12 protein-coding genes and 3 pseudogenes are annotated in these 22,471 nt (G+C 37.2%); 2 read left to right on the top strand and 13 right to left on the bottom strand.

Annotation, left to right across the window (positions count from 1 at the left end; translation table 11 throughout):
- Positions 1 to 209: pseudogene (locus tag ACFIMG_RS03420) on the bottom strand (hypothetical protein); the annotation flags it as partial.
- Positions 210 to 877: 668 nt separating this feature from the next.
- On the opposite strand from ACFIMG_RS03420, the pseudogene ACFIMG_RS09935 reads away from it, so the two are divergent.
- Both ACFIMG_RS09935 and ACFIMG_RS09930 read left to right on the top strand, forming a co-directional pair.
- Positions 878 to 2,122: pseudogene (locus tag ACFIMG_RS09935) on the top strand (autotransporter outer membrane beta-barrel domain-containing protein); the annotation flags it as partial.
- Positions 2,123 to 4,390: 2,268 nt separating this feature from the next.
- Positions 4,391 to 5,558: pseudogene (locus ACFIMG_RS09930) on the top strand (autotransporter outer membrane beta-barrel domain-containing protein); the annotation flags it as partial.
- Positions 5,559 to 6,108: 550 nt separating this feature from the next.
- On the opposite strand, the gene ACFIMG_RS03400 reads toward ACFIMG_RS09930, so the two are convergent.
- The 12 genes from ACFIMG_RS03400 to ACFIMG_RS03345 all read right to left on the bottom strand — a co-directional run bounded on the left by ACFIMG_RS03400 (position 6,109) and on the right by ACFIMG_RS03345 (position 22,373).
- Complete coding sequence (locus ACFIMG_RS03400) at positions 6,109 to 6,891, bottom strand: ABC transporter ATP-binding protein (protein WP_273790734.1); 783 nt, start codon at positions 6,889 to 6,891, stop codon at positions 6,109 to 6,111.
- Positions 6,878 to 7,762, bottom strand: coding sequence for an ABC transporter ATP-binding protein (locus tag ACFIMG_RS03395; RefSeq protein ID WP_375678700.1), 885 nt, complete (start codon positions 7,760 to 7,762; stop codon positions 6,878 to 6,880). The genes ACFIMG_RS03400 and ACFIMG_RS03395 overlap by 14 nt, the downstream gene beginning before the upstream one ends.
- Positions 7,755 to 8,684, bottom strand: coding sequence for an ABC transporter permease (locus ACFIMG_RS03390; protein ID WP_375678701.1), 930 nt, complete (start codon positions 8,682 to 8,684; stop codon positions 7,755 to 7,757). Before ACFIMG_RS03390 ends, ACFIMG_RS03395 begins: the two co-directional genes overlap by 8 nt.
- Before the next feature lie 2 nt (positions 8,685 to 8,686).
- On the bottom strand, positions 8,687 to 9,760 hold the full coding sequence (locus ACFIMG_RS03385) for an ABC transporter permease (RefSeq protein ID WP_375678702.1): 1,074 nt from the start codon (positions 9,758 to 9,760) through the stop codon (positions 8,687 to 8,689).
- Positions 9,761 to 9,870: 110 nt separating this feature from the next.
- Positions 9,871 to 11,487 (bottom strand): ABC transporter substrate-binding protein, encoded by a 1,617-nt coding sequence (locus ACFIMG_RS03380; protein WP_375632502.1) that lies wholly within the window; start codon positions 11,485 to 11,487, stop codon positions 9,871 to 9,873.
- Between the two features lie 359 nt (positions 11,488 to 11,846).
- On the bottom strand, positions 11,847 to 13,568 hold the full coding sequence (locus ACFIMG_RS03375; RefSeq protein ID WP_375693568.1) for an ABC transporter substrate-binding protein: 1,722 nt from the start codon (positions 13,566 to 13,568) through the stop codon (positions 11,847 to 11,849).
- A 395-nt stretch (positions 13,569 to 13,963) separates the two neighbouring features.
- The gene (locus ACFIMG_RS03370; protein WP_375679790.1) at positions 13,964 to 14,266 is read right to left on the bottom strand and encodes a hypothetical protein; all 303 of its coding nucleotides are present in this window, start codon (positions 14,264 to 14,266) and stop codon (positions 13,964 to 13,966) included.
- A 929-nt stretch (positions 14,267 to 15,195) separates the two neighbouring features.
- Positions 15,196 to 15,822: a DNA-3-methyladenine glycosylase I gene (locus tag ACFIMG_RS03365; RefSeq protein WP_375678704.1), complete on the bottom strand. Its 627-nt coding sequence runs from the start codon at positions 15,820 to 15,822 to the stop codon at positions 15,196 to 15,198.
- Positions 15,800 to 17,230 (bottom strand): exodeoxyribonuclease VII large subunit, encoded by a 1,431-nt coding sequence (xseA, locus tag ACFIMG_RS03360; RefSeq protein ID WP_375678705.1) that lies wholly within the window; start codon positions 17,228 to 17,230, stop codon positions 15,800 to 15,802. Before xseA ends, ACFIMG_RS03365 begins: the two co-directional genes overlap by 23 nt.
- 400 nt (positions 17,231 to 17,630) lie before the next feature.
- Complete coding sequence (locus ACFIMG_RS03355) at positions 17,631 to 19,262, bottom strand: ABC transporter substrate-binding protein (RefSeq protein WP_375678706.1); 1,632 nt, start codon at positions 19,260 to 19,262, stop codon at positions 17,631 to 17,633.
- Between the two features lie 904 nt (positions 19,263 to 20,166).
- The gene (locus ACFIMG_RS03350) at positions 20,167 to 21,798 is read right to left on the bottom strand and encodes an ABC transporter substrate-binding protein (protein WP_375678707.1); all 1,632 of its coding nucleotides are present in this window, start codon (positions 21,796 to 21,798) and stop codon (positions 20,167 to 20,169) included.
- A 356-nt stretch (positions 21,799 to 22,154) separates the two neighbouring features.
- A complete protein-coding gene (locus ACFIMG_RS03345) occupies positions 22,155 to 22,373 on the bottom strand; it encodes an exodeoxyribonuclease VII large subunit (RefSeq protein ID WP_375678708.1) in 219 nt (72 codons plus the stop codon).
- Positions 22,374 to 22,471 lie beyond the last annotated feature (98 nt).

The following is a 22,471-nucleotide window of genomic DNA, read 5'->3' as shown; positions in this document are numbered from 1 at the left end:
TTTTGCCAAACTTGAGAGAAATCAAAAGCAGCAGCAATGATATTTTTCCATTTGGTGATGGTTGCCGTATCAGCACCAAAATAAACCAAGACGTGTGCGCCAGTCATGGTAAAGCGCAACACACGTAGAGCAATATTAAAAGCCATCAGGGCGGCAATGGTTTTGATAATGGCGCTTGTTAAAACGGGATGGTCCTTGCCCCATGCCATTTTACAAAACGCGCATTTAATGGTAAAAAATAACCATAAAAACAATAAATTATCACGTATTTCTAACTAATCTCACTTCTTCCCACTTAGTACAAAACCTAATGTCAAACTACATCCAACGGAGTTTTGTATAGTATGTAGCCTTTCGGAAATTGTGGCTTATCAGCGGATTCTGTATATTTTTATATTTCATTCGTTCAAAGAAGACACTGAGCACTCAAAGAACCCTCAACGCTCTATTAAAGCCTTCTCTCATTTTTGCTGTCAAAAACTCATTCGATACATAATGTAGGTAAGAACAATCAATTATCACATATCCACTCTAATTTCACCTTTTTTCAATAAATATAAAATATTAAAAACACTACTATTCTTATTTATATTATATTTTTTACTTTATTTTATATAACTGTATTTATTTAATTATACATCAATAAATATTAAAATAAATGAATATTGATATAAAATAATACGTACCATTAATAAAAAACTTATTTTTAAAATATAATTATATAAAAATACATTATGAAATAAATTTAATATTACATAATTAAACATAAATACAACTTTAAATTTGACAAAAAAAGCAAAACAAAATATCAAAGTGCTGTGTTATTAAAATAAAAGCAATATCTATTTTCACTTCTGCTTATGAAGTTAGCGGGAAAATGAATGTTGGGGGCTTTAAAAGGAGTAGACTGATGCCTAAAAAATTTCTTCTATCCTGCACAGCAATTGTGGCAGTTGTACTTTCTGGTATCAATCTTAATGCACAAGCTAAAAATCTTGAAATTTCAGAAAATAAAAAAGAAGTTTCCAACGAAACCTACGAAATTATTCACGCAAAAAAAGGTGGTCAAATTATCGGCAAGCATTTGACGATAATCGGAAACAAAAAAACAAACACCAACATAGGCACAAATGCGCACGCTATAACAGCTGAAGGTTCTAACACTGCGATTGAATTACTGGATGGTACAACCATTAAAGGAACTGGTTCTAGCATTTTCTTCGGTCTTGAAGCAAAGGATGGTGCTACACTGAAAATGACTGGGGGAACTATCACAGTTTCCAACACTGGCGCTAAATTCTTGAACAGTAAGAATGCTGAAAACAAGCTAAAAGATATAATAATATCAAGTAGCAAAGGCAAAGCTCCACTAACTTTTGCAATATTTGCAGACAAAGACAGTGAAGTCACTTTAGAAAATGTAAAAGTGACTAAGGCAACGAATAGCGTTACAGCAAATAATAAATCTGAAATCACGATATTGGGAGGATCATTTGATGCCACAAAGGCAGCAATATCTGCTTACAATGGCAGTCGCGTAACTCTAACTAACAATGTTCAAACTACATCATCTCATGGCACTGGACTCCATGCAACAGATTCAGAAACCACAATCGAAATGACGGGAGGAAGCGTAATCACAGAAAAAATGGCGTTGGTTGCAGAAAACGGTGGACATATCAAGGTCACGGATGTTGCGTTAACTGCGACGAATGATAAAATCGGAACAGTTGTCGCCGGCGGTCCGAACAGCGTGATTGAATTGCATGGGAATACAACAATTAAGAATGCTGTAATCGGTCTTCATGCACAAAACAGTGGAATGATTAAAATGATCGGAGGGACCATTACAGCTTCTGCAACCGGCGCTGGTTTCTATAATAGTAAGAGCAATGGAAACAAGCTAGAAAATGTGAAAATATCGGGCAGTAACCATAAAGAGCCTAAAATCACAGGAATAGGTGCCGACAAGGAAAGCAACGTCACTTTAGAAAATGTAACAGTTACGCAGGCAAAAAGTGGCATAGTTGCAAATAATCATTCTAAAGTAACGGTTTCTGGAGGATTATTTGAGGGAAAAAACGTAGGGGTATACGCTGGAAACGGCAGCAACATTACTTTAACCAGCAATAAAAAAGGTAACGTTCAAGTTACATCAACATCATCGAATAGCAAAGGACTCTACACAAATGGTTTACATTCTACCATCACAATGACGGGAGGAACAGTAACCGGAGAATTAGCGTTGGTCGCAGAAAACGGTGGACATATTAAGGTCACGGATGTTGCTCTAACAACAAATGAACATGGGGGCATGGTCACTGATGTTCCTATAATAGGCGCAGGAGTCAATAGCGCTAATAGTATGATTGAATTATATGGCAATACAACGATTAAGAATGCTGGTGTTGGGCTTGTGGCAAGTAACGGTGGCGTAATTAAAATGATTGGGGGGACTATTACAACTTCTAAAACTGGTGTTGGCTTCGTGAACAGTAAGAGCGCCGAAAGTAAACTAGAAAATGTAATAATATCAACCGGTAAAGATAAAAATTCAGGCAAAGGAATTCTTCTAGAGAAAGAAAGTGGTCTCACTTTAAAAAATGTAAAAGTGACTCAAACAGGCAACAGCGTAATTGCAAATAATCGTTCTAACATAACAATCTCTGGAGGATCATTTGATTCAAGCTATGCAACAATATGTGCTCAAAACGGTAGCAGTATCACCTTAACGGACAATGCTCAAATTACGTCACATGATGAAGCAGGCCTCTATGCACGAGACTCAAAATCCACAATTACAATGACAACAGGAAACGTGACAGGAAAATATACAGCCTTAGAAGCAGACATAGGTGGCCATATTACGGTTACAAATGTTGCTTTAAAAGCAACTAATAATGGCAGTGGTGTAGCTGCTGGTGCAGCTGCCTCTGGCTCTAACAGTGTGATTGAATTGCTTGGCAATACAACGATCAGTGACGTTAAAATCGGAATTGATGCGCAAAACGATAGCACAATCAAAATGATCGGAGGAACCATTACTGCTTCTGAAGCAGGCGTTCACTTGTTAAAAAACAAGAGCAATAACAAACTGAAAGATGTAACGATATTAAATCGTAAGGATAATGCACTACTAATCAATGCAATAATTGCAAGAAGAAGTGCCATTACTTTAGAAAATGTAACCGTTCCGCAAGCAATCAATAGCATAATTTCAGATAATGGTTCTCAAATAACAGTTTCTGGAGGATCATTTAACGCAAAAGGTGCAGCAGTATCTGCCATAAACGGCAGTACTATTACTTTAACTGACAATGCTCAAATTACATCATCTGATGACAGTGGGCTCTATGCAAAAGATTCAAAATCCACCATCACCATAACGGGAGGAACAGTACAAGGTAAAACTACTGCATTATTTGCCGGAAACGGCGGACATATTAAAGCCACGAATGTTACTCTAATAACAGCAGATAATAACGGATTCGGTGCGGAAAGCCAAGATGTTGGCAGTTTAGTTGAATTATATGGCCATACAACGATTAAAAATGCTGAGATCGGACTTTATTCAGAAAATGGCAGCACAATCAAAATGAGTGGAGGGACAATAATTGCCGAAAATAGTGCATTTGTTGTAAATAATAATGGACATATTGATGTAACAAATGTTTCTGCCACAGCAGAAGATAGAGGTATCGCATTTGAAAAGTCTAAGAACAATAGAACATCAGAAATCAATTTAACCAATACAAAACTTCATATTAAAAACGGTACTGGAATTAATGCAAATGAATCAATTGGTAAAGCCAATCTCAAAAATTCAGAAATCCGTGCCAATGTTTTATTAGTAACCGAAGCTTCAACGAAAAAAAATGATTTCACTTTTACACTAAACGCCGATCACTCCATCTTAGACGGCAAAGTGAGCACTGAAAAAAAATTCAAAACAGTCTTTGATTTGCAAAACAATACGAAATGGACATTGAAAACAAGCACAAATAAAAAAAGCCAGAACAAAAAACTGCTTGATATTGCTCAAAGAGCACGTTCTGATATTTCTGTCCTTAACATCAATAACAGCTCTATTGTTTTTGAAGAGCCAACTGAAAATCATTATCACACGTTGCACATAGGATCTGGCAGACCAAATACTAAAAAAGTCTACAATGCTACAGGAAAAGCAGAAATTCATTTCAACGTCGAATGGAGTGATAGTGCTGCCATAAACAAACAAAAAGCTGACCATCTTCTGATTCACGGTGATGTTTCAGGTACTACACTGATTTATATCACTGGACATTTAGAAAAGAACAATATTAAAGCAGACGCTTCTGCTCTTACCAGTGCACGTGGTCTTTCATTCATTCAAGTTTTTGGGAAAGTAAATCAAAACTCTTTCAAACTTGCACAGGACTATATCACAATAAGTGGTTCACCTTATAAATATATACTGAAAGCTTATGGACCAAAATCAAACCACAGTAAAACAAATGCTGAACAAAACCTTTTAGGAGAAAATAAAAATTTCTGGGATTTTCGCTTACAACCAGTACTGCTTGATAGCGACTCAAAAGTAAAAACCATCGTGCCATAAATACAAACTATTTGATCAAGCCCCAATGCTCTCTTGTACGCTGGATTGACCAATATAGCTAAGCAAAATGCAACTGTTAACCAATATGCGACATTTGTCTTAAGGAAAAAATAAGACAAACGGAATGGCTTTTTCTTATACACCTATGGAAAAACAGGAAGCTTATTTTTTGATAAGTAGTACTTCTAGTAAATATGGTTATAGCAGTGCTCATCTTCGTTATGCTGCTCTACAAGGAGCTATTAACCTTGTCGCGCTAGAAGGGAAAAATATCTACAACACATTTTGGTCTTATAGAAACCTATGGACAACTCTCTTTGCACTCCAAAGAATATGCAAGACAGCAAGTAAGAGCATATTGAATAAATGGTCATTTCACTCACCGCCTATGGCAGTAAACAGCGTGACAGTGGTTTCTATCTTGATACGCTATTTATCCTATGGATTCCTAAAGAGAAAGATCACCAATGCCCTCATTAGTACAACCACAAAATTGAAAAATGCAAAAATGTTGGCGATCTCCACAACTGTTAGCAAACAATTTGCAACGGGTATCCAAGGCGTAACATTCGAACCGCAGGCACAGCTTGCCATCAACATTTGATGTTTGATACCATTAAAGATGCTGATAATCTGACCATTGAGATGCAAAATCCTTCTCAATGGATAATCCCGTGTTGGTGGACGTTTGACAAAAACCATTGCCACTGAAAACAGTCGTCCTATGTCTTTCTATGGAAAATTAAACTTAATCAAAACCTTTGGTGATGATCAGACATTCCATATTGATAAGTATTATAAATGTGACCCCTCGGGAAGTTCCGTTGAAGGTGGGCTTGGTATTAGTGCATAATTGTCCGCTAACCTCTCCCTTCATGGTGATGTCAGCTATCAACAAAAGCTTCAAAAAACTGGTATAAGTGGTACAAGCTTTTCAGGAGGAATACTCTATCAGTTTTAAATCAAGACTGTAAAAATAGCCTATTCAATTTAACAAAAAGGCAGCATATTGCTGCCTTTTTGGTTTATTATAAGCTGTTTTTAAGCGCTTTTTTAAATAGAGAACAGCGAAATATTTGAAGACAGTCATTGACCATTGGATGTTTTTTACAAAAAATTCTTTTTATAAAGAATAAAACTGTAAAAAAGAGAACAACCAAAAACAAAATGATATTGTAAAATAATGAGAAGCTTTTCTAGAAAATACAACATTACTATCTTTTGTTATTTCTCACGAGTTTAATGCTTAAAATCCCAAAATAAAACTTTTGAACATAAAATGATAAGTAAAAAATAATGCAATAATATCAAACAAAGGGATGTATGTTATAAGTCACTCATATATTTCAAAATGGAAGTTCTAATAGGATTTAAAATATTACAGCTCAAACACTGCCCAGAAAATTCATACTGAAAAAATCCTATTATCCCCTTCCCTCTTAACAATGCCGCCAAACATCTCCAGAAACTTCAAAACAAATAAAATTGCATTTTCTCTTCTGTAAAATTGATCATGCTCTTTGCTCTCTATGGACAATAGGCTCTATACTTGCTTCAAAAAACTCCTTTGTATAATCGTGTTGCGCATGTAGATTACGCAATTCATCATTGCTAAGCTCTTCAAGAATAATCCCTTTATGCATAATTCCAACACGTTCACAAATATGTGCAACAACAGCAAGATCATGGGATACCATTAAATAAGTAAGCTTTTTTCTCACGCGCAGTGATTTCAACAAGTTTAAAATTTCAGCCTGTACCGACACATCCAATGCAGATGTTGGCTCATCAAGCAACAACACCTCTGGCTCAATAATTAAAGCACGTGCAAGAGCAATACGCTGACGCTGCCCTCCAGACAACTCATGAGGATAACGATAAAGAAATGAAGAATCTAAACCAACGGAATCTAAAGCATCCTCCACCCGCTCTCTTTGATTATCCATTCCATGGATTTTGAGCGATTCAGAAAGAACCGTATGGACCATTTTTCTTGGATGCAGCGAAGCATAAGGATCTTGAAAAACCATTTGAATACAGCGTAAAAAATCCTTACTTCTTTTCTTTTCAACTTCTTGTCCAGCAAAAAGGAATTTTCCACTATAATCTGGAATAAGCCCCACCAATGTATTCAAAATAGTTGACTTTCCACATCCGGATTCACCAATCAAACCATAAGCTTCACCACGCTTAATATGAAAATTAACATTTTTAACAACTGTTACTGCCTTATGCCTGTGCCCAAAAGTTACAGATAAATTAGAAACATCAATAATATTCTCACAATTTGTCATGAGGAACCTCCTCAACGCCATTAACAATCGTAGGATTATACAACCAATCAGGATCACGCTCAGGAACAGCCAAAATATCAACTGGATTATCAAGCCGTGGCAAACTCGCGAGCAACGCCTTTGTATAAGGATGACAAGCGTGAGACAAATCAGAAGCAGGCAACTCTTCTAAGACACGGCCCGCATACATCACCAAAATACGATCACAAAAATCAGCAATCATATTTAAATCATGACTAATGAAAATAAGTCCCGTTCCAGATTTTGTCACAAGTTCATCTAATACAGATAAAACTTGTCGTCTGACCGTAATATCAAGTGCAGATGTTGGCTCATCGGCAATAATTAAATCAGGTTTTGGAATGAGCATCATTGCAATCATCACGCGCTGCCCCATCCCCCCAGATATTTCATGAGGAAAGAGACGCATCACATGTTCAGGATCACGAATATGAACAGATTCTAACATAGATATGGTGCGCTCCCTCGCTTCAGCTTTTGAAACACGGTAATGAATACGGTAAGCCTCCATAATCTGTTCCCCGATCCGTATTAATGGATTAAGTGAATATTTGGGATCCTGTAAAATCATTGAAATACGTTTCCCACGGATTTTTCGCATCTGAGATTCACTTGCGGCCAATAAATCAACATCCTCAAAGCGCATTTTTTTAGCTTTAACAATGGCTGCTTTTGGACTCAACCTTAGTATTGCGCGCCCAGTCATCGATTTTCCAGATCCGGATTCACCAACAATTCCAATTTTTTCTTTTCCAACAGAAAAACTAACGCCACGCACAACTTCTGAAATGCCGCGCGTTGTAGGAAAAGAAATACGTAAATCTTCTACTTCTAATAATTTATTACCCATTGCGTGGATCCAATACATCACGAAGACCATCACCTAAAAGGTTGAAAGCAAGACTTGCAAATAATATTGCACAGCCTGGTATTGCCGCCAACCACCAATTTGTCATCATAAATTCCCGCCCTGAAGAAAGCATCGCACCCCATTCAGGACTTGGAAGTTGAGCTCCCAACCCTAAAAAACCAAGACCAGCAGCCGTTAAAATAATTCCAGACATATCCAAAGTTAATCGTACAATCACTGAAGGAATACACATGGGCGCAACATGAAACAAAATAATTCGCCAAGCAGAGGCCCCTTGCAGGCGAACTACAGAAACATAATCAGAAGAACGTATTGTCAAAGTCTCAGCACGTGCTAAACGTGCAATTGGTGGCCATGCTGCAATTGAAATTGCAATAGAAGCATTTTCAATCCCTGGTCCCAATGCGGCTGAAAATGCAAGAGCTAAAATCAAACCTGGAAAAGCAAGAAAAATATCGACAATGCGCATGAGCACAGTATCAACCCATCCGCCCATATAACCAGATACAGTTCCAACAATAAGCCCTATTGGACCTACAATAACTGTTGTAAGAAAAACAACATAAAGAGTAATACGGGAACCAAAAACAAGGCGACTAAAAATATCACGTCCCAATTCATCTGTTCCAAAATAATGCGCCATAGAGGGTGGCTGCAACCGATGCCCCAGATCATTGCTAAGAAAATCATGCGTAGCAATCCAAGGAGCAAAAAATGCACATATGATAATAATACAAATAATAAGCAGACCGAATACAGCCGAAAAGTTATGAAAAAACTTAGCCAGTGCGTGATAAATTCTTTGTATGTTCGCTTGAATTATGGAGTTTGGAACAGGATCGTTTAACCAACTACCCAAAGAAGATGATGATCGCGATTTATGATGATTACTTACTGTCATATTCAACGTGTCCTTGGATCAAAAATGCGATAAAGCAAATCAGAAAATAAATTAATGGCGACAAAGATAAATCCTACAAGTAAAGTACATCCTACAACTGCATTCATATCTCCGGCTAAAAGAGCATTTGTCAAGTAATGTCCAAAACCAGGCCAAGCAAAAACTGTCTCCGTTAAAACAGCCCCTTCTAATAAAAAAGCATAAGAAAGTGCAACAACGGTAATAATTTGAACAGCAGCATTTCGAAAGGCATGCCCCCAAACGGTTCGCGCCCACGATAATCCCTTTACACGTGCAGTAATGATATATTCCTGATTAAGCTGCTCAATCATAAACCCACGAGTCATACGGCTAATATAAGCCATAGCACCGAAAGCCAAGATCAAAGCAGGCATAATAACGTGACTAAAAACATTACCAAAAGCCTCCCATTGTCCTTGGCTTGCAGTATCCCAAAGGAAAAATCCTGTTTTTGGTTCAAAAGAATATTCATAAAGAAAATCAAGTCGTCCTGGGCCACCAACCCAGCCAAGCTTGGCGTAAAATATTAACAACGCCATTAATCCGAGCCAAAATGTTGGAGTAGAATAACTTACAAGTGTAAAAACACGGACAACATAATCAATAAATGAATCGCGATACATTGCTGCAAAAACACCAAATGGAATTCCAAGACTTGTGCCAATAACAATAGCAACGGTTGCAAGCTCTAATGTTGCAGGAAATACACGCATAATATCGGCTAGAACAGGTCGCCCAGAAGTTAAGGAATCTCCAAAATCAAACAAAAATACATTATGAAGATATTTCCAATATTGGACAATCAATGGCTTATCAAGACCCAGCTTATAATACATTGCATCATAAGCTTCCTGACTAATATTATCACCAAGAATAGATAGAACCGGATCTAGAGGAAGAAGATGACCAAGAAAAAAAGTGATCGTCACCAACCCAAGCAATGTGATAAAAACTGAAATAAGAAGTTTCAATCCTTTGCATAAAAAATCCCATAAAAATAATTTTTTCTGCTTTTCTGATACAGCTCTTTCAGTCTCTGAAAGTGGCAAAACCATTATAAAAATCCCCTCTGTAGCGACAAAACATAAAGCAAATACTTTTTTATATAACAAAACAATCTCTTATTAAGCATGTTCTACAATCCTTTTCTATAACATGCTTCTTTTTATTTTTCTGCTTCATTGTAATAAAGTCTATAACTGTTCCAAATCCATTTTTTGACATCAGGCCCCATACCAACGGTATAATATGTCTGAAATAAATAAACCATAGGACCATGCTCTAGCACATAATGCTGTAAAGTACGATATTGCATGATACGCTTATTGGGGTCTTTCTCAAACAAAGCATCCATCACCATGTTATTAATATTTTCATCATAATACCCAGCGCGCCAAGCTAAATACATATTGTGCTTTTTTGTAAATGTTGGATCAGGGTTAAACACGTGATTTAATGAAGCAGGATGTCCATCAGGATCGGCACTCCCCCACCCCATAATAGCAGTATCATAATTTCCACCACGTACACGGCTCAACAATTGATTTTGTGCCATTTTTTCAATTGTAAGCTCAACACCAATTTTGCGTGCATTGGCTTGAATAGACTGTGCAACAGACGACATATAACTAAGGCTTCCAACTAAAAGATTAGCTTTAAACCCATTAGGATAACCAGCTTCAGTAATCAGTTGTTTTGCTTTTTTCAAATCCAACTGAAAAGGCAAACCTTCTTTTTCATCTAAAGCACCTGGAACACCTAAAGACATATAAGTTGCCCGAGGAATAGCAATCCCTTTCAAAACAGTTTTTCCAAGACCTTCATAATCAACCAAATAACGAAGTGCCAATCTGACCTTTTCATTCGCAAAAATTGCATTCTTATTATTTAACGATAAGTAAATAATCTGCGGACGCAAAACACGACTAATTTTGACTGGGCCTCCTTTTTTTTCAAGATCTAAAATATCCTCTGAAGAAAGATCACGCACTATATCCACATCACCTTTTTCCAAAAGAAGTCTTTGACTTGATGAATCCGCTACATGCTGCACAACAATCTGCTTAATTTTAGGCACATCGCCCCAATAATGTTGTGTCGCCTCTAACACAACTTTATCTCCTGGAGACCAGCTCACCAATTTATAAGGTCCAACACAAGCTGTATGTGTTGCTAAATATTTATTCCCCATATCACCGTTAATACTCTGTGCTTCAATTGTTTTCCGATCAAGCAAAGCAGAAGCATAAGATTGTCCAATAACAGTCAATATGAGCTGAATAGGATAGGGTTTATCTAATTTTAATTGTAAAGTCTTATCATCAAGAGCCTGAATATTTGTTTCAATATTGTTTTTGGTAAACCCATAATCCATTAAAGATTGAGCATAGCTTAATCCTAATTTAATAATCCGTCGCATCGACCATACCAGATCTTGCGCTGTAGCCATCCTTCCATCATTAAACTTTAAATCATCACGAAGATGAAAGACTATTCTTTTGCCATTGTCTAAAACGTCCCAAGATTTTGCCATAGCAGGGCGAATTTTTGTAGGATCATGCTCATCATATTGCACTAACGCGCTGCAAATATTCGTCAATAACTCACTCGTCACAACCTCAACAGTTTGCGCTGGATCAAAACTACTAATTGAATCAATATTCCATGCCATTACCAATATATCTTTAGATGAGGCACTGAATGCCGATGTTACAGCCCCATTAAAAAAAACGATTGAGCTTAATAAAATAGAAAATTTTTTCAATATTCTTTGTTTTCCCATTTTATCTCTTCCTTTTGTATTCTTCTACCTTTTCACACAAAGTGATTGTTATTTTGCTTAAATAGCATAGCATTAGACATCAATTTCATTTAATCAAACTAAGCATCTATAAAATAATTTTCTTATACATCAGTCTATATTCGGGATGCAGAGACTATAACCATAAACAAAGATCCTCCCCAATATAACTTTCTATATTCATCGCTCCCTATAAACGATCTTAATTATATACTGCTACTACACAAATATCCCTCACAGTTTCATCCTAAAAAAACTGAAGAGCTTTATATGGGAGAATATTTTCATCATGCAATTATGATTAAGCTCTTTTTAGCTTTGATAACACTAAAAAGACACACTTATTTTTCAATTTTACTATAAAAAATACGCGGTGCACTATTCCAAACCCATTTTTTGACATCAGGCGTCATCGCGACAACGCTATATTGTTGAAAGATAAACGCATAAGGTCCTTTTTGCATTAATTCACGTTGTAAATCAGCATAAAGTTGTGCCCGTTTTTGCGGATCTTTTTGAAATAACGCCTCTTCAACTTTTTGATTCATATTGGCATCAAAATACCCATGCTGCCAACTAGGATAGGCTGTATTTCTAGCCTCAAAACGATTATCTGGATTGAAAATAAGACGTGAAGCCATTGTATGAGGATCCACAGAATCATTATTCCATCCGATAAAAGCCGTATCAAAAGCCCGTGCATTAACTTTTGAAAACAACTGTGTACCTGCTACACGTTCAATTTTAAGACGCACCCCCGCCTGTGCGGCACTATCTTGGAGTGACTGAGCAAGTAACAAAGTATAAGGAGTGTTTGACACGAGAAAATTTGCCTCAAATCCGTTCGGATAACCAGCCTCTGCTAAAAGCTGTTTTGCTTTTGCAATATCAAGTTTAAAGGGTTGCCCCTCTTTTTCATCCAAAGCCCCAACATTGCCAAGAGGAATAAAACTGGCCCGTGGGATACCAATCCCTTTGAGAAGCTTCTTGCCAAGACCTTCATAATCTATGAGATAACGCATCGCCAAGCGCACTTTTTCCTTAGCAAAAATAGGATTCGTCGTATTGAATCCCCAGTACATCATAGTTGGCACTAACACTCTTTCAACTTTAACATCTGTTGTTTTTTGCAGATCTGCAAGATCTTCAGGTGTCAAATTACGAGCAACATCAATATCATGTNTTGGCACTAACACTCTTTCAACTTTAACATCTGTTGTTTTTTGCAGATCTGCAAGATCTTCAGGTGTCAAATTACGAGCAACATCAATATCATGTTTTTGCAACAACAAACGTTGTGTTCCGGGCTCTGCAACATGGCGAATTAAAATCTGCTTCAGTTTAGGCGCTTGTCCCCAATAGTGAGAGCTTGCACGCAACAAAAGAGCTTCTCCAGGGCGCCAACTTTTTAACTGATAAGGACCAACACAAGCAGCATGACTTTTCAAATACTGATTTCCAAAATCGCCATTTTTTTCGTGCTTCATAATCGTCTTACGATCAAGCAAAGCTGTTGCACGACTCGCAACAATATTATTAAGAATGAGCTCTGCTGGATAAGGCTTATCAAATTTCATCACCACTGTTTTCTCATCGGGAGCTTGCAAAGCATCATCAACATTTTGTTCTGTAATTCCATATTCATTAAAAATTGCCGCATTACCCATCTTCAATTTGACAATCCGCTTCATACCCCAAACAAGATCATTGGCATTGGCTGATCTGCCATCATTAAACTTCAAACCATCACGTAAATGAAAAGTAATCACCGTACTGTAATCATCACCTGAAACATCCCAATGTGTTGCTAAAGCGGGAACCATTTTAGCAGGATCATCTGTCGCAGTACTGACCAAATTATCACAAATATTGTAAATAATTTCACTTCCATAAACATCATTAAGTTGTGCGGGATCAAATGTACTAATTGCATCAAGATTCCAAGCCATCACAAGGGTATTAGCCGGTGTTTTTGCTGAAACTTGTTGTGCAACCATCGCCAAAGCTATAAAAGCAGAAACAAGAGAGCTGCTACTTTTCAATATTGTTTTCTTCAAGTTCATAAACTTTTCCCTTTATTTATTTTTTATCAATTAATGACGCTGAAATAATATAGCAAATTTATAATTATAACATTGAATAAATACGTTCTAATCGCCTATATTTCTAATCACCTACACAGAGTCATCTACTTGATAAATTCATTGACTTACGTCTCAATAAACCATAGCGAACATACAATATATGTTTTGCTAACCAGTATTACATTCTTTTCATAACCTCTTTGCATATGATAATGCACTATATCAGTTCCCTATTAATCATCAACAAGCCTTGTCGCCCAAAAAAATAGTGAGCTTTAAAAAGATCATTACGCAAAAATTTATGAATTCATTATTCTATTCCTTTAGGCGACATTTAAAATAAAATATGCAAACTTTAAAAATAGTCATCCCCCTCAAACACTCAGTTTCAAGATGCGGCGCATCTTTACTACATGACCAAAACGGCACTGAAACAGCAGAAAGACATAAGAAAATATCTTTTCTAAAACGCTACCCCCCACAACAATCTGCTTAATCTTTTGAAAACTAAGTGTCAAAAGTTTTACGTTTTTACCAACAAAACCAAACGCGTTAACAAAGATAAAGGAAAAATGAGAAGAATCATTCCCTCCACGCTTTATCTTTTTAGAAATAAAGCTTACAATAAAAGAATACACACTAAAATGCATTCTCCCATTGATAAAAACAAAATTCATTAGACGCTTCCCCCCAAAGACATAACGAATACAAACCCTTCTAAACTTTAGTGTGCATCATTGCTTTACCACTATAAAAATAGAACAGAAAGCAACATACCGCAATAGAACTCTCGTTTCCAGCGGAAACATACAGAGATTCAACGAAGCAATGCAGTGAATACCAGTCTGTCTGAGCTTAAGTATCCTCCCAAAACTGGAGCTCACACGCAGTAAAATTCCTCTCTAGTGAAGGAAAGTTATCAGATAATAAAACCTAACACAAGCAGCTTGAGTCATTTAACTTCAATTTTTCATCGCTGCATTTCATTTTATATTGCCTAGGTAAGCATTGGGCAATCGACCTACATATAAATAAACCAACAGTCATACAAGCAAAGTAAAACAATGCAACAACAGCACCCCATCTAAAAACCACTTTGCATTCGTCAATAAACATGAATAAAATATTCATTAATTATAACGGTCATGTCACTAACGGAAATAAAAACACCTCTTCTGAAGCATTATAAATGCCAAAGACTGTTACACAACATTGAGAGCTAGTAAATGTGTGATGGTGCCGATCTTCTCCTTCATAAGCGTAAAGATGGAGTGCACGATGGATTTACTGTCATAGCATTCATGAGCTGCATCGCAAAATGGGCTTTGGTGTAACTAGATGTTTCTTTAAAACATACAAGACATTACCATTATCTCACTTCAGATACATAACAGTTAAGATATCACTCCTTTTTGCGTCTGTTTTTTCATCCTCAAAATTATACCTTTATCGTTTTTAGTGCCAACAACAATAGAAAATCATTAATATTGTATAGTTTGTATATTTCAATTATCTTATACAGCGGAATTGTATAATTTATACATTTATTAAATAATTCAATTATTATCCTATTGATCATTACTCTTACAAAAGACAGTTTGCCAATTTATCGACAAAAACATCCTTCAAGATGATCATTAACAATCCCTACGGACTGCATAAAAGCATAACAAATTGTGGGACCAACGAATGTCCAGCCACGTCTCTTCAAGTCTTGAGAAAGACGAAGAGAAGCAGGTGTCATAGGGTTAGCCAACAGTGTTTGAAAATCTATCTTTTCATAACGCTCTGATGGTGGTGGTTGAAAAGACCAAAAATAGTGGGACAAACTTCCCCACTCTGTTATAATTTCTTGTGCTCTAAGTGCATTATTAAGCACTGATTGAATTTTTCCTTGATGGCGAACAATGTCTTTATTTTGCATTAACATTTTCACCTTTAGCTCATCGTAATGAACAATCTTTTCAAAGTCAAAGTGATCAAATGCAACGCGAAAAAAAGAGCGTTTTTTTAAAATTGTAAACCAAGAAAGCCCCGCTTGGAAACCTTCAAGACAAATTTTCTCAAACAAACGAATATCCTCAAAAACAGGCTTTCCCCATTCGGTATCATGATAAGCACAATAAAGTGGATCCGTTCCAGCCCATGCGCAACGAACTTTTCCATCTACTCCCTTAAGAAGACCTTCCGCAAGCATGGCATTAACCGTATTAAAAGAGAGTTCCTTGATCATCGCTTGGCGACTTTATCTGCTTGTGTTTTGACCGTTTAGCGGAAATAGGCTCTTGTGTTGCAACACTGATATCTCCATCAAAAAAACGTAAATTTATGTGCCCCATTTCAGGAAACTGAGCCAAGCGTTTAATGGGCTTATTCTCTTTCCCCAAAGCCAAAACAAAACCGCGCTCCAAAATATTCTGATATGAAGTGCTTTTTAAAAGCCTAGATACTACCTCTAACCCAGCACGTTGTTTTTCCACACTACGCACAAAAGCACGCTGAAGACGTACCGTATATTCCTTTGTATTGCGTTGTGCTTTTTCACTATTTAACAAACGCAGTGAAAGACGCACACCAAGTGCATGAAAAGAAAAACGTTTTTTATCGTAGCTTACACAAAGAGCACGCTGCAATCGACTTGAAGTTTCATCCAAACCACGCCGTGGTAGAGCAAAAAGTTGATCGGCAGTCGGAAGAGCTCGTAGAGTAGCACGCAATTTTTGTCGATAAAAATCCAAATAACGCGCGAGTCCCTTGCGCAAACGTGCATCAAGCGATGCCACCAGCACCTCGAGATCAAGCTTAACAGGAACAGCCCGTTCTGCTGCGGCGGTAGGAGTTGGAGCGCGCCAATCAGCCACATAATCAATCAAGGTCCAGTCCGTTTCATGCCCAACAGCAGAAATAACAGGAAGAGAAGATTCATAAATAGCACGAACAACAGCTTCGTCATTAAACCCCCACAAATCTTCTAAACTTCCTCCTCCCCGTGCAACAATAATAAGATCAGGTTTTGGAATAAGTCCACCTGGACCAAGAGCATTAAAACCTTCAACAGCAACAGCCACTTCCCTCCCACTTGTTTCCCCCTGAACACGTACAGGCCAAACCAAAATATGCAACGGAAAACGATCGGATATACGATGAATAATATCACGAATAACAGCACCTGTTGGTGATGTTACAACGCCTAAAATTCGAGGCATATAAGGCAAAGTTTTTTTCTTTTCTTCATCAAACAAGCCTTCTTCTAAAAACTTTTTCTTACGATTTTCAAGAAGTGTCATCAAAGCACCAACCCCCGTTGGTTCAAGAGCCTCAATGACAATTTGATATTTCGATGACCCTGGATAAGTTGTAAGTTTACCAACAGCAACTACTTCCATCCCTTCTTCAGGAGGAAATTTGAGCTTTTCCATAACTCCACGCCAAATAACAGCTTCCAACCGTGCCTTATCATCTTTTAAAGCAAAATAAGCATGTCCCGAAGCATGAGTACCACGGTACCCTGATATCTCCCCACGCACCCGTACATAACCAAACTTTTCTTCAACAACACGCTTTAGAGCCCCTGCTATTTCGGAAACAGTGAATTCTGCCACATTTGTTACACCTGTTTTTTCACTAAACAAACTTACCATTTTTCAATTCTTTACGCCCGTTTCTGTGAATCTTTTTGAAACAACACATCTTTAAACTTTTGATTTATAGCTTCATCAAAATACCCATAACACCGGCTAGAACAGCTTATATTTTTAATTTCAAATCGATTATCAGGGTTGTAAAAAAACTTGAAGCCGTTGTATGGGGATGTCTAAAGTCATTATTTCATCCGAAAATTGTATCAATAGAAGTTAAAATATTCAATCCTAACATCCAAACAAACACATCTTCTATAAGAATTCCTGAAATAAAATTCTCTACACAACATAGTAATCCATTCCCGATAAAATCCAATGTATTGCAAAGTATTAAAGAGCTTTGCAATACATCAAATATATCATGACCATGTTTTTTATATTTTATAAACCTGATACCTTTTTATTTTTCAATTGCACTATAAAAAATACGTGGTGCACTATTCCAAACCCATTTTTTAACATCAGGCGTCATCGCTATCGTGTGATACGTCTGATAGATAAAAGCATAAGGTCCTTTCTGCATAAATTCACGTTGCAAATCAGCATACATTTGCGCCCGTTTTTTGGGATCTTTTTGAAACAACGCATCTTGAACCTTTTGATTCATAGTTTCATCCAAATACCCATGGCACCAACTCGCATAGCCTGTATTTTTAGCCTCAAGCCGATTATCTGGATTATAAATAAGACGTGAAGCCATTGTATGAGGATCCGCAGAATCATTATTCCATCCGAAAAAAATTGTATCAAAAGTACGTGCAGATAGTTTTGAAAATAACTGCGTGCCTACGAAGCGTTCAATTTTAAAACGTACCCCTACCTTTTTTGCATTATCTTGGAGAGACTGAGCAATAGGCAAAGCAAAAGGATAAGGAGAGGCACCGGCAAAAATACTGGCCTCAAAACCATCCGGATAACCTGCCTCTGTTAAAAGTTGCTTTGCTTTTTGGAGATCAAGTTTAAAGGGTTGTCCCTCTTTTTCATCCAAAGCTCCAAGATTACCAAGAGGAATAAAACTTGCACGTGGAATACCAACATCTTTGAGAAGAGTCTTACCGAGTCCTTCATAGTCAATAAGATAGCGCATCGCTAAACGCACTTTTTCATTGGCAAAAATAGGGTTTGTCACATTGAACCCCCATATGATCACGGATGGCTCTAACACTCTTTTAACTTTAATATCCGTTGTTGCTTGGAGATCTGCCAAATCCTCTGGCATCAGATTACGTGCAACATCGATATCGTGTTTTTGCAACAATAAACGTTGTGTTCCAGGTTCCGCAACATGGCGAATTAAAATCTTCTTCAATTTAGGCGCCTCCCCCCAATAATTGGAGCTTGCACGCAACAAAATTCCTTCTCCAGGGCGCCAACTCTCTAGCTGATAAGGACCAACGCAAGCAGAATGGCTTGCCAAATACCGGTTTCCCATATCACCATTTTTTTCGTGTTTCATGAGTGTCTCACGATCAAGCAAAGCAAGAGTACGACTAGTGGCAAAATGGCTAAGAATGAGCTCTGCTGGATAAGGTTTATCAAATTTCATCACAACCGTTTTGTCGTCCGGTGCTTGAAAAGCCTCATCAACGTTTTGTTCTGTAATCCCATATTCATTAAATGTCGCCGCAGTAGCCATCTTCAATTGAACAACCCGCTTCATGCTCCAAATAAGATCATTGGCATTCGCAGGACGACCATCGTTGAACTTCAAACCATCACGCAAATGAAAAGTAATCACCGTACTCTGATCATCACTTGAAACATCCCAACTCTTCGCTAAAGAAGGAACCATTTTAGCAGCATCATCTGTAGCAGAAACGACTAAATTATCACAAACATTAACAAGAACTTCATTACCATAACGGTCATTGATTTGTGCGGGATCAAATGTACTTATTGTATCAAGATTCCAAGCCATCACAAGCGTATCGGCAGGTGTTTTCGCTGAAACTTGTTGCACAAACATCCCCATTGCAAGAACAGCAGAAACAAAAGAACTGCCCTTTTTCAATATTTTTCTTTTCACGTTCATAGAATTTTCCTTTTAAGATTTAAGGTTATTGTATAACTTCCCATGTGACAACATACAAAAATGATAAGATCATGCTTAGAAAACACGCCTCCTAGAGGTAAAATATCAAAATCTCTAAAAGCAGCAGCCACTTTTCAAAAGCTCCTTCCCCCCCAAATACGTATAGAACAAACGAACATATGCAACGCAAAACGATCTGATTAAAATGAAGCTATCACGCACGATAGCACACGACATCACGGCACTTATAATTCAGAGCATATCAGACCAAAATCCTTCCTTGCTTCATTAAAAAGATTTCTTTTTCAAGTTTCTTCTTGCGATTTTCTAAAAAGTATCATCAAAGCGCTACTCTAATTACTTCAAAAGCCTCAAAACAATTTGATATTTTGATGATCCTGAATAAATTTTTTCGTAACCATTTTCACCCTTCTTCAGAAGAAAATTCGAACTTTATTATAACTCCGTATCAAATAACAGCTTCGAACCTATAGATTATCATATTTTAAGTCATAAGGAATGTAACCTGAGGTATGAGAAGAGTAGCTTGATGTTTCCCACGTACCCGCATACAACAGTTTTTTTCACCAAAACATTTTAAAGTCCCCATTTTTTCAGAAACACTAAATTTTGCTTTATTCGTTACACCTGTCTTTTGCAACAAACAAATTTATTACTTTTTATACATATAAATTGAAATATCAAATATTAATATCTATACACGTAGAATTTATCGAGATAAATAACCTCTCTTCCCAATAGAATGTTTTGAAATAAAATTCTCTACACAACATAGTAATCCATTCCCGATAGAATTCAACGTATTGCAAAGTATTAAAGAGCTTTGCAATACATCAAATATATCATGACCATGTTTTTTATATTTTATAAACCTGATACCTTTTTATTTTTCAATTGCACTATAAAAAATACGTGGTGCACTATTCCAAACCCATTTTTTGACATCAGGTGTCATCGCTACAGAAACATATGTCTGATAGATAAAAGCATAAGGCCCTTTCTGCATAAAATCACGTTGTAAATCAGCATACATTTGCGCCCGTTTTTTGGGATCTTTTTGAAACAACGCATCTTGAACCTTTTGATTCATAGTTTCATCCAAATACCCATGGCACCAACTCGCATAGCCTGTATTTTTCGCCTCAAGCCGATTATCTGGATTATAAATAAGACGTGAAGCCATTGTATGGGGGTCCCCAGAGCCATTATTCCATCCGAAAAAAATCGTATCAAAACCACGCGCATAAAATTTTGAAAACAACTGCGTACCTACAAAACGTTCAATTTTAAAACGTACTCCAACTTTTTTTGCATTGTCTTGGAGAGACTGAGCAATAGGCAAAGCAAAAGGATAAGGAGAGGCACCGGCAAAAATACTGGCCTCAAAACCATCCGGATAACCGGCTTCCGTTAAAAGTTGCTTTGCTTTTTGGAGATCAAGTTTAAAGGGTTGTCCCTCTTTTTCATCCAAAGCTCCAAGATTACCAAGAGGAATAAAACTTGCACGTGGAATACCAACATCTTTGAGAAGAGTCTTACCGAGTCCTTCATAGTCAATAAGATAACGCATCGCCAAACGCACTTTTTCATTGGCAAAAATAGGGTTTGTCGCATTAAATCCCCATATGATCATGGAGGGCGCCAACACTTTTTCAACTTTAATATCCGTTGTTGCTTGGAGATCTGCCAAATCCTCTGGCATCAGATTACGTGCAACATCGATATCGTGTTTTTCCAATAATAAACGTTGCGTTCCAGGTTCCGCAACATGGCGAATTAAAATCTTCTTCAATTTAGGCGCCTCCCCCCAATAATTGGAGCTTGCACGCAACAAAATTCCTTCCCCAGGGCGCCAACTTTCTAGCTGATAAGGACCAACACAAGCAGAATGACTGGCCAAATATCGGTTTCCCATATCGCCATCTTGTTCGTTTTTCATGAGTGTCTCACGATCCAGCAAGGCAGCAGCGCGATTAGTGGAAATATTGCTAAGAATGAGCTCTGCTGGATAAGGTTTATCAAATTTCATCACCACCGTTTTGTCGTCCGGTGCTTGAAAAGCCTCATCAACATTTTGTTCTGTAATCCCATATTCATTAAATGTTGCCGCATTAGACAATTTCAATTTGACAACCCGCTTCATACCCCAAACAAGATCATTGGCATTCGCAGGACGACCATCATAAAACTTTAAACCATCACGCAAGTGAAAAGTAATCACCGTACTCTGATCATCACTTGAAACATCCCAACTCTTCGCTAAAGAAGGAACCATTTTAGCAGCATCATCTGTAGCAGAAACGACTAAATTATCACAAATATTGTTAACCACTTCAATTCCATAACGGTCATTGAGTTGTGCAGGGTCAAATGTATTTATTGGATCGAGATTCCAAGCCATCACAAGCGTATCGGCGGGTGTTTTTGCTGAAACTTGTTGCACAAACATCCCCATTGCAAGAACAGCAGAAACAAAAGAACTGCCCTTTTTCAATATTTTTCTTTTCACGTTCATAGAATTTTCCTTTTAACGTTTATTGTATAAATTCTCCATGCAGCAAAACGTGCTTAATTTAAGTTTAGACGAACGATAGGCTCCTAAAGACCAAACTTTAAAATCTTCAAGAACAAGCACCTCTTGCCAATGACTCCTCTTGTCTACACTTATAAGCCAAACTAAAACATACAAAGGAAAACACTCTGATATACAATGAACGCTCACCAACAACAGAGCTTAATCACGATATCATAACGCCTACTATTGAAGACTATAAAACCTGTATTTTTTCTATCTTGTTAAGCAAGCTTGTCTCGTATTTCTTCCGGCGTTTTCTATACCATCAAAGCACTACCCCTTTTGGCTCAAGTACCTTAATAACAAAGAGCCTTCATAACAATTTGACGATTTGATAAAACAGAAAAATTCGTTAGTTTGCCAAATGCAACGACTTTTATTCCTTCTTCAAAAGAAAATTTAATTTTTTCATCACTCCCCGTAAAATAACTCCCTCCAATTGACATCTCATCATCTTTCAAAGCAAAAGAAAATATAAACACCATAAAAAACTGATATCCTTTGTGTACCCCCATAACAAAACTTTCCTTCAACATCGCAAAACCTTTGCACCTTTAGCACTACTAAATTCCGCACATTTGTTACACTTCGTTTCTTTATGTTATACTCAGTT

The organism is Bartonella sp. AP11XZML (assembly GCF_042196445.1).
In the GTDB taxonomy this organism is placed as follows: domain Bacteria; phylum Pseudomonadota; class Alphaproteobacteria; order Rhizobiales; family Rhizobiaceae; genus Bartonella.
The sequence above is the reverse complement of the archived record's forward strand: the minus strand, read 5'-3'. Positions and strand labels throughout refer to the sequence as shown.

Coding starts and splice junctions, on each gene's coding strand:
- ACFIMG_RS03400 (WP_273790734.1), bottom strand. CDS start 6,891: ATGACAAATTGTGAGAATATTATTGATGTTTCTAATTTATCTGTAACT.
- ACFIMG_RS03395 (WP_375678700.1), bottom strand. CDS start 7,762: ATGGGTAATAAATTATTAGAAGTAGAAGATTTACGTATTTCTTTTCCT.
- ACFIMG_RS03390 (WP_375678701.1), bottom strand. CDS start 8,684: ATGACAGTAAGTAATCATCATAAATCGCGATCATCATCTTCTTTGGGT.
- ACFIMG_RS03385 (WP_375678702.1), bottom strand. CDS start 9,760: ATGGTTTTGCCACTTTCAGAGACTGAAAGAGCTGTATCAGAAAAGCAG.
- ACFIMG_RS03380 (WP_375632502.1), bottom strand. CDS start 11,487: ATGGGAAAACAAAGAATATTGAAAAAATTTTCTATTTTATTAAGCTCA.
- ACFIMG_RS03370 (WP_375679790.1), bottom strand. CDS start 14,266: ATGAATTTTGTTTTTATCAATGGGAGAATGCATTTTAGTGTGTATTCT.
- ACFIMG_RS03365 (WP_375678704.1), bottom strand. CDS start 15,822: ATGATCAAGGAACTCTCTTTTAATACGGTTAATGCCATGCTTGCGGAA.
- xseA (WP_375678705.1), bottom strand. CDS start 17,230: ATGGTAAGTTTGTTTAGTGAAAAAACAGGTGTAACAAATGTGGCAGAA.
- ACFIMG_RS03355 (WP_375678706.1), bottom strand. CDS start 19,262: ATGAACGTGAAAAGAAAAATATTGAAAAAGGGCAGTTCTTTTGTTTCT.
- ACFIMG_RS03350 (WP_375678707.1), bottom strand. CDS start 21,798: ATGAACGTGAAAAGAAAAATATTGAAAAAGGGCAGTTCTTTTGTTTCT.
- ACFIMG_RS03345 (WP_375678708.1), bottom strand. CDS start 22,373: ATGGGGGTACACAAAGGATATCAGTTTTTTATGGTGTTTATATTTTCT.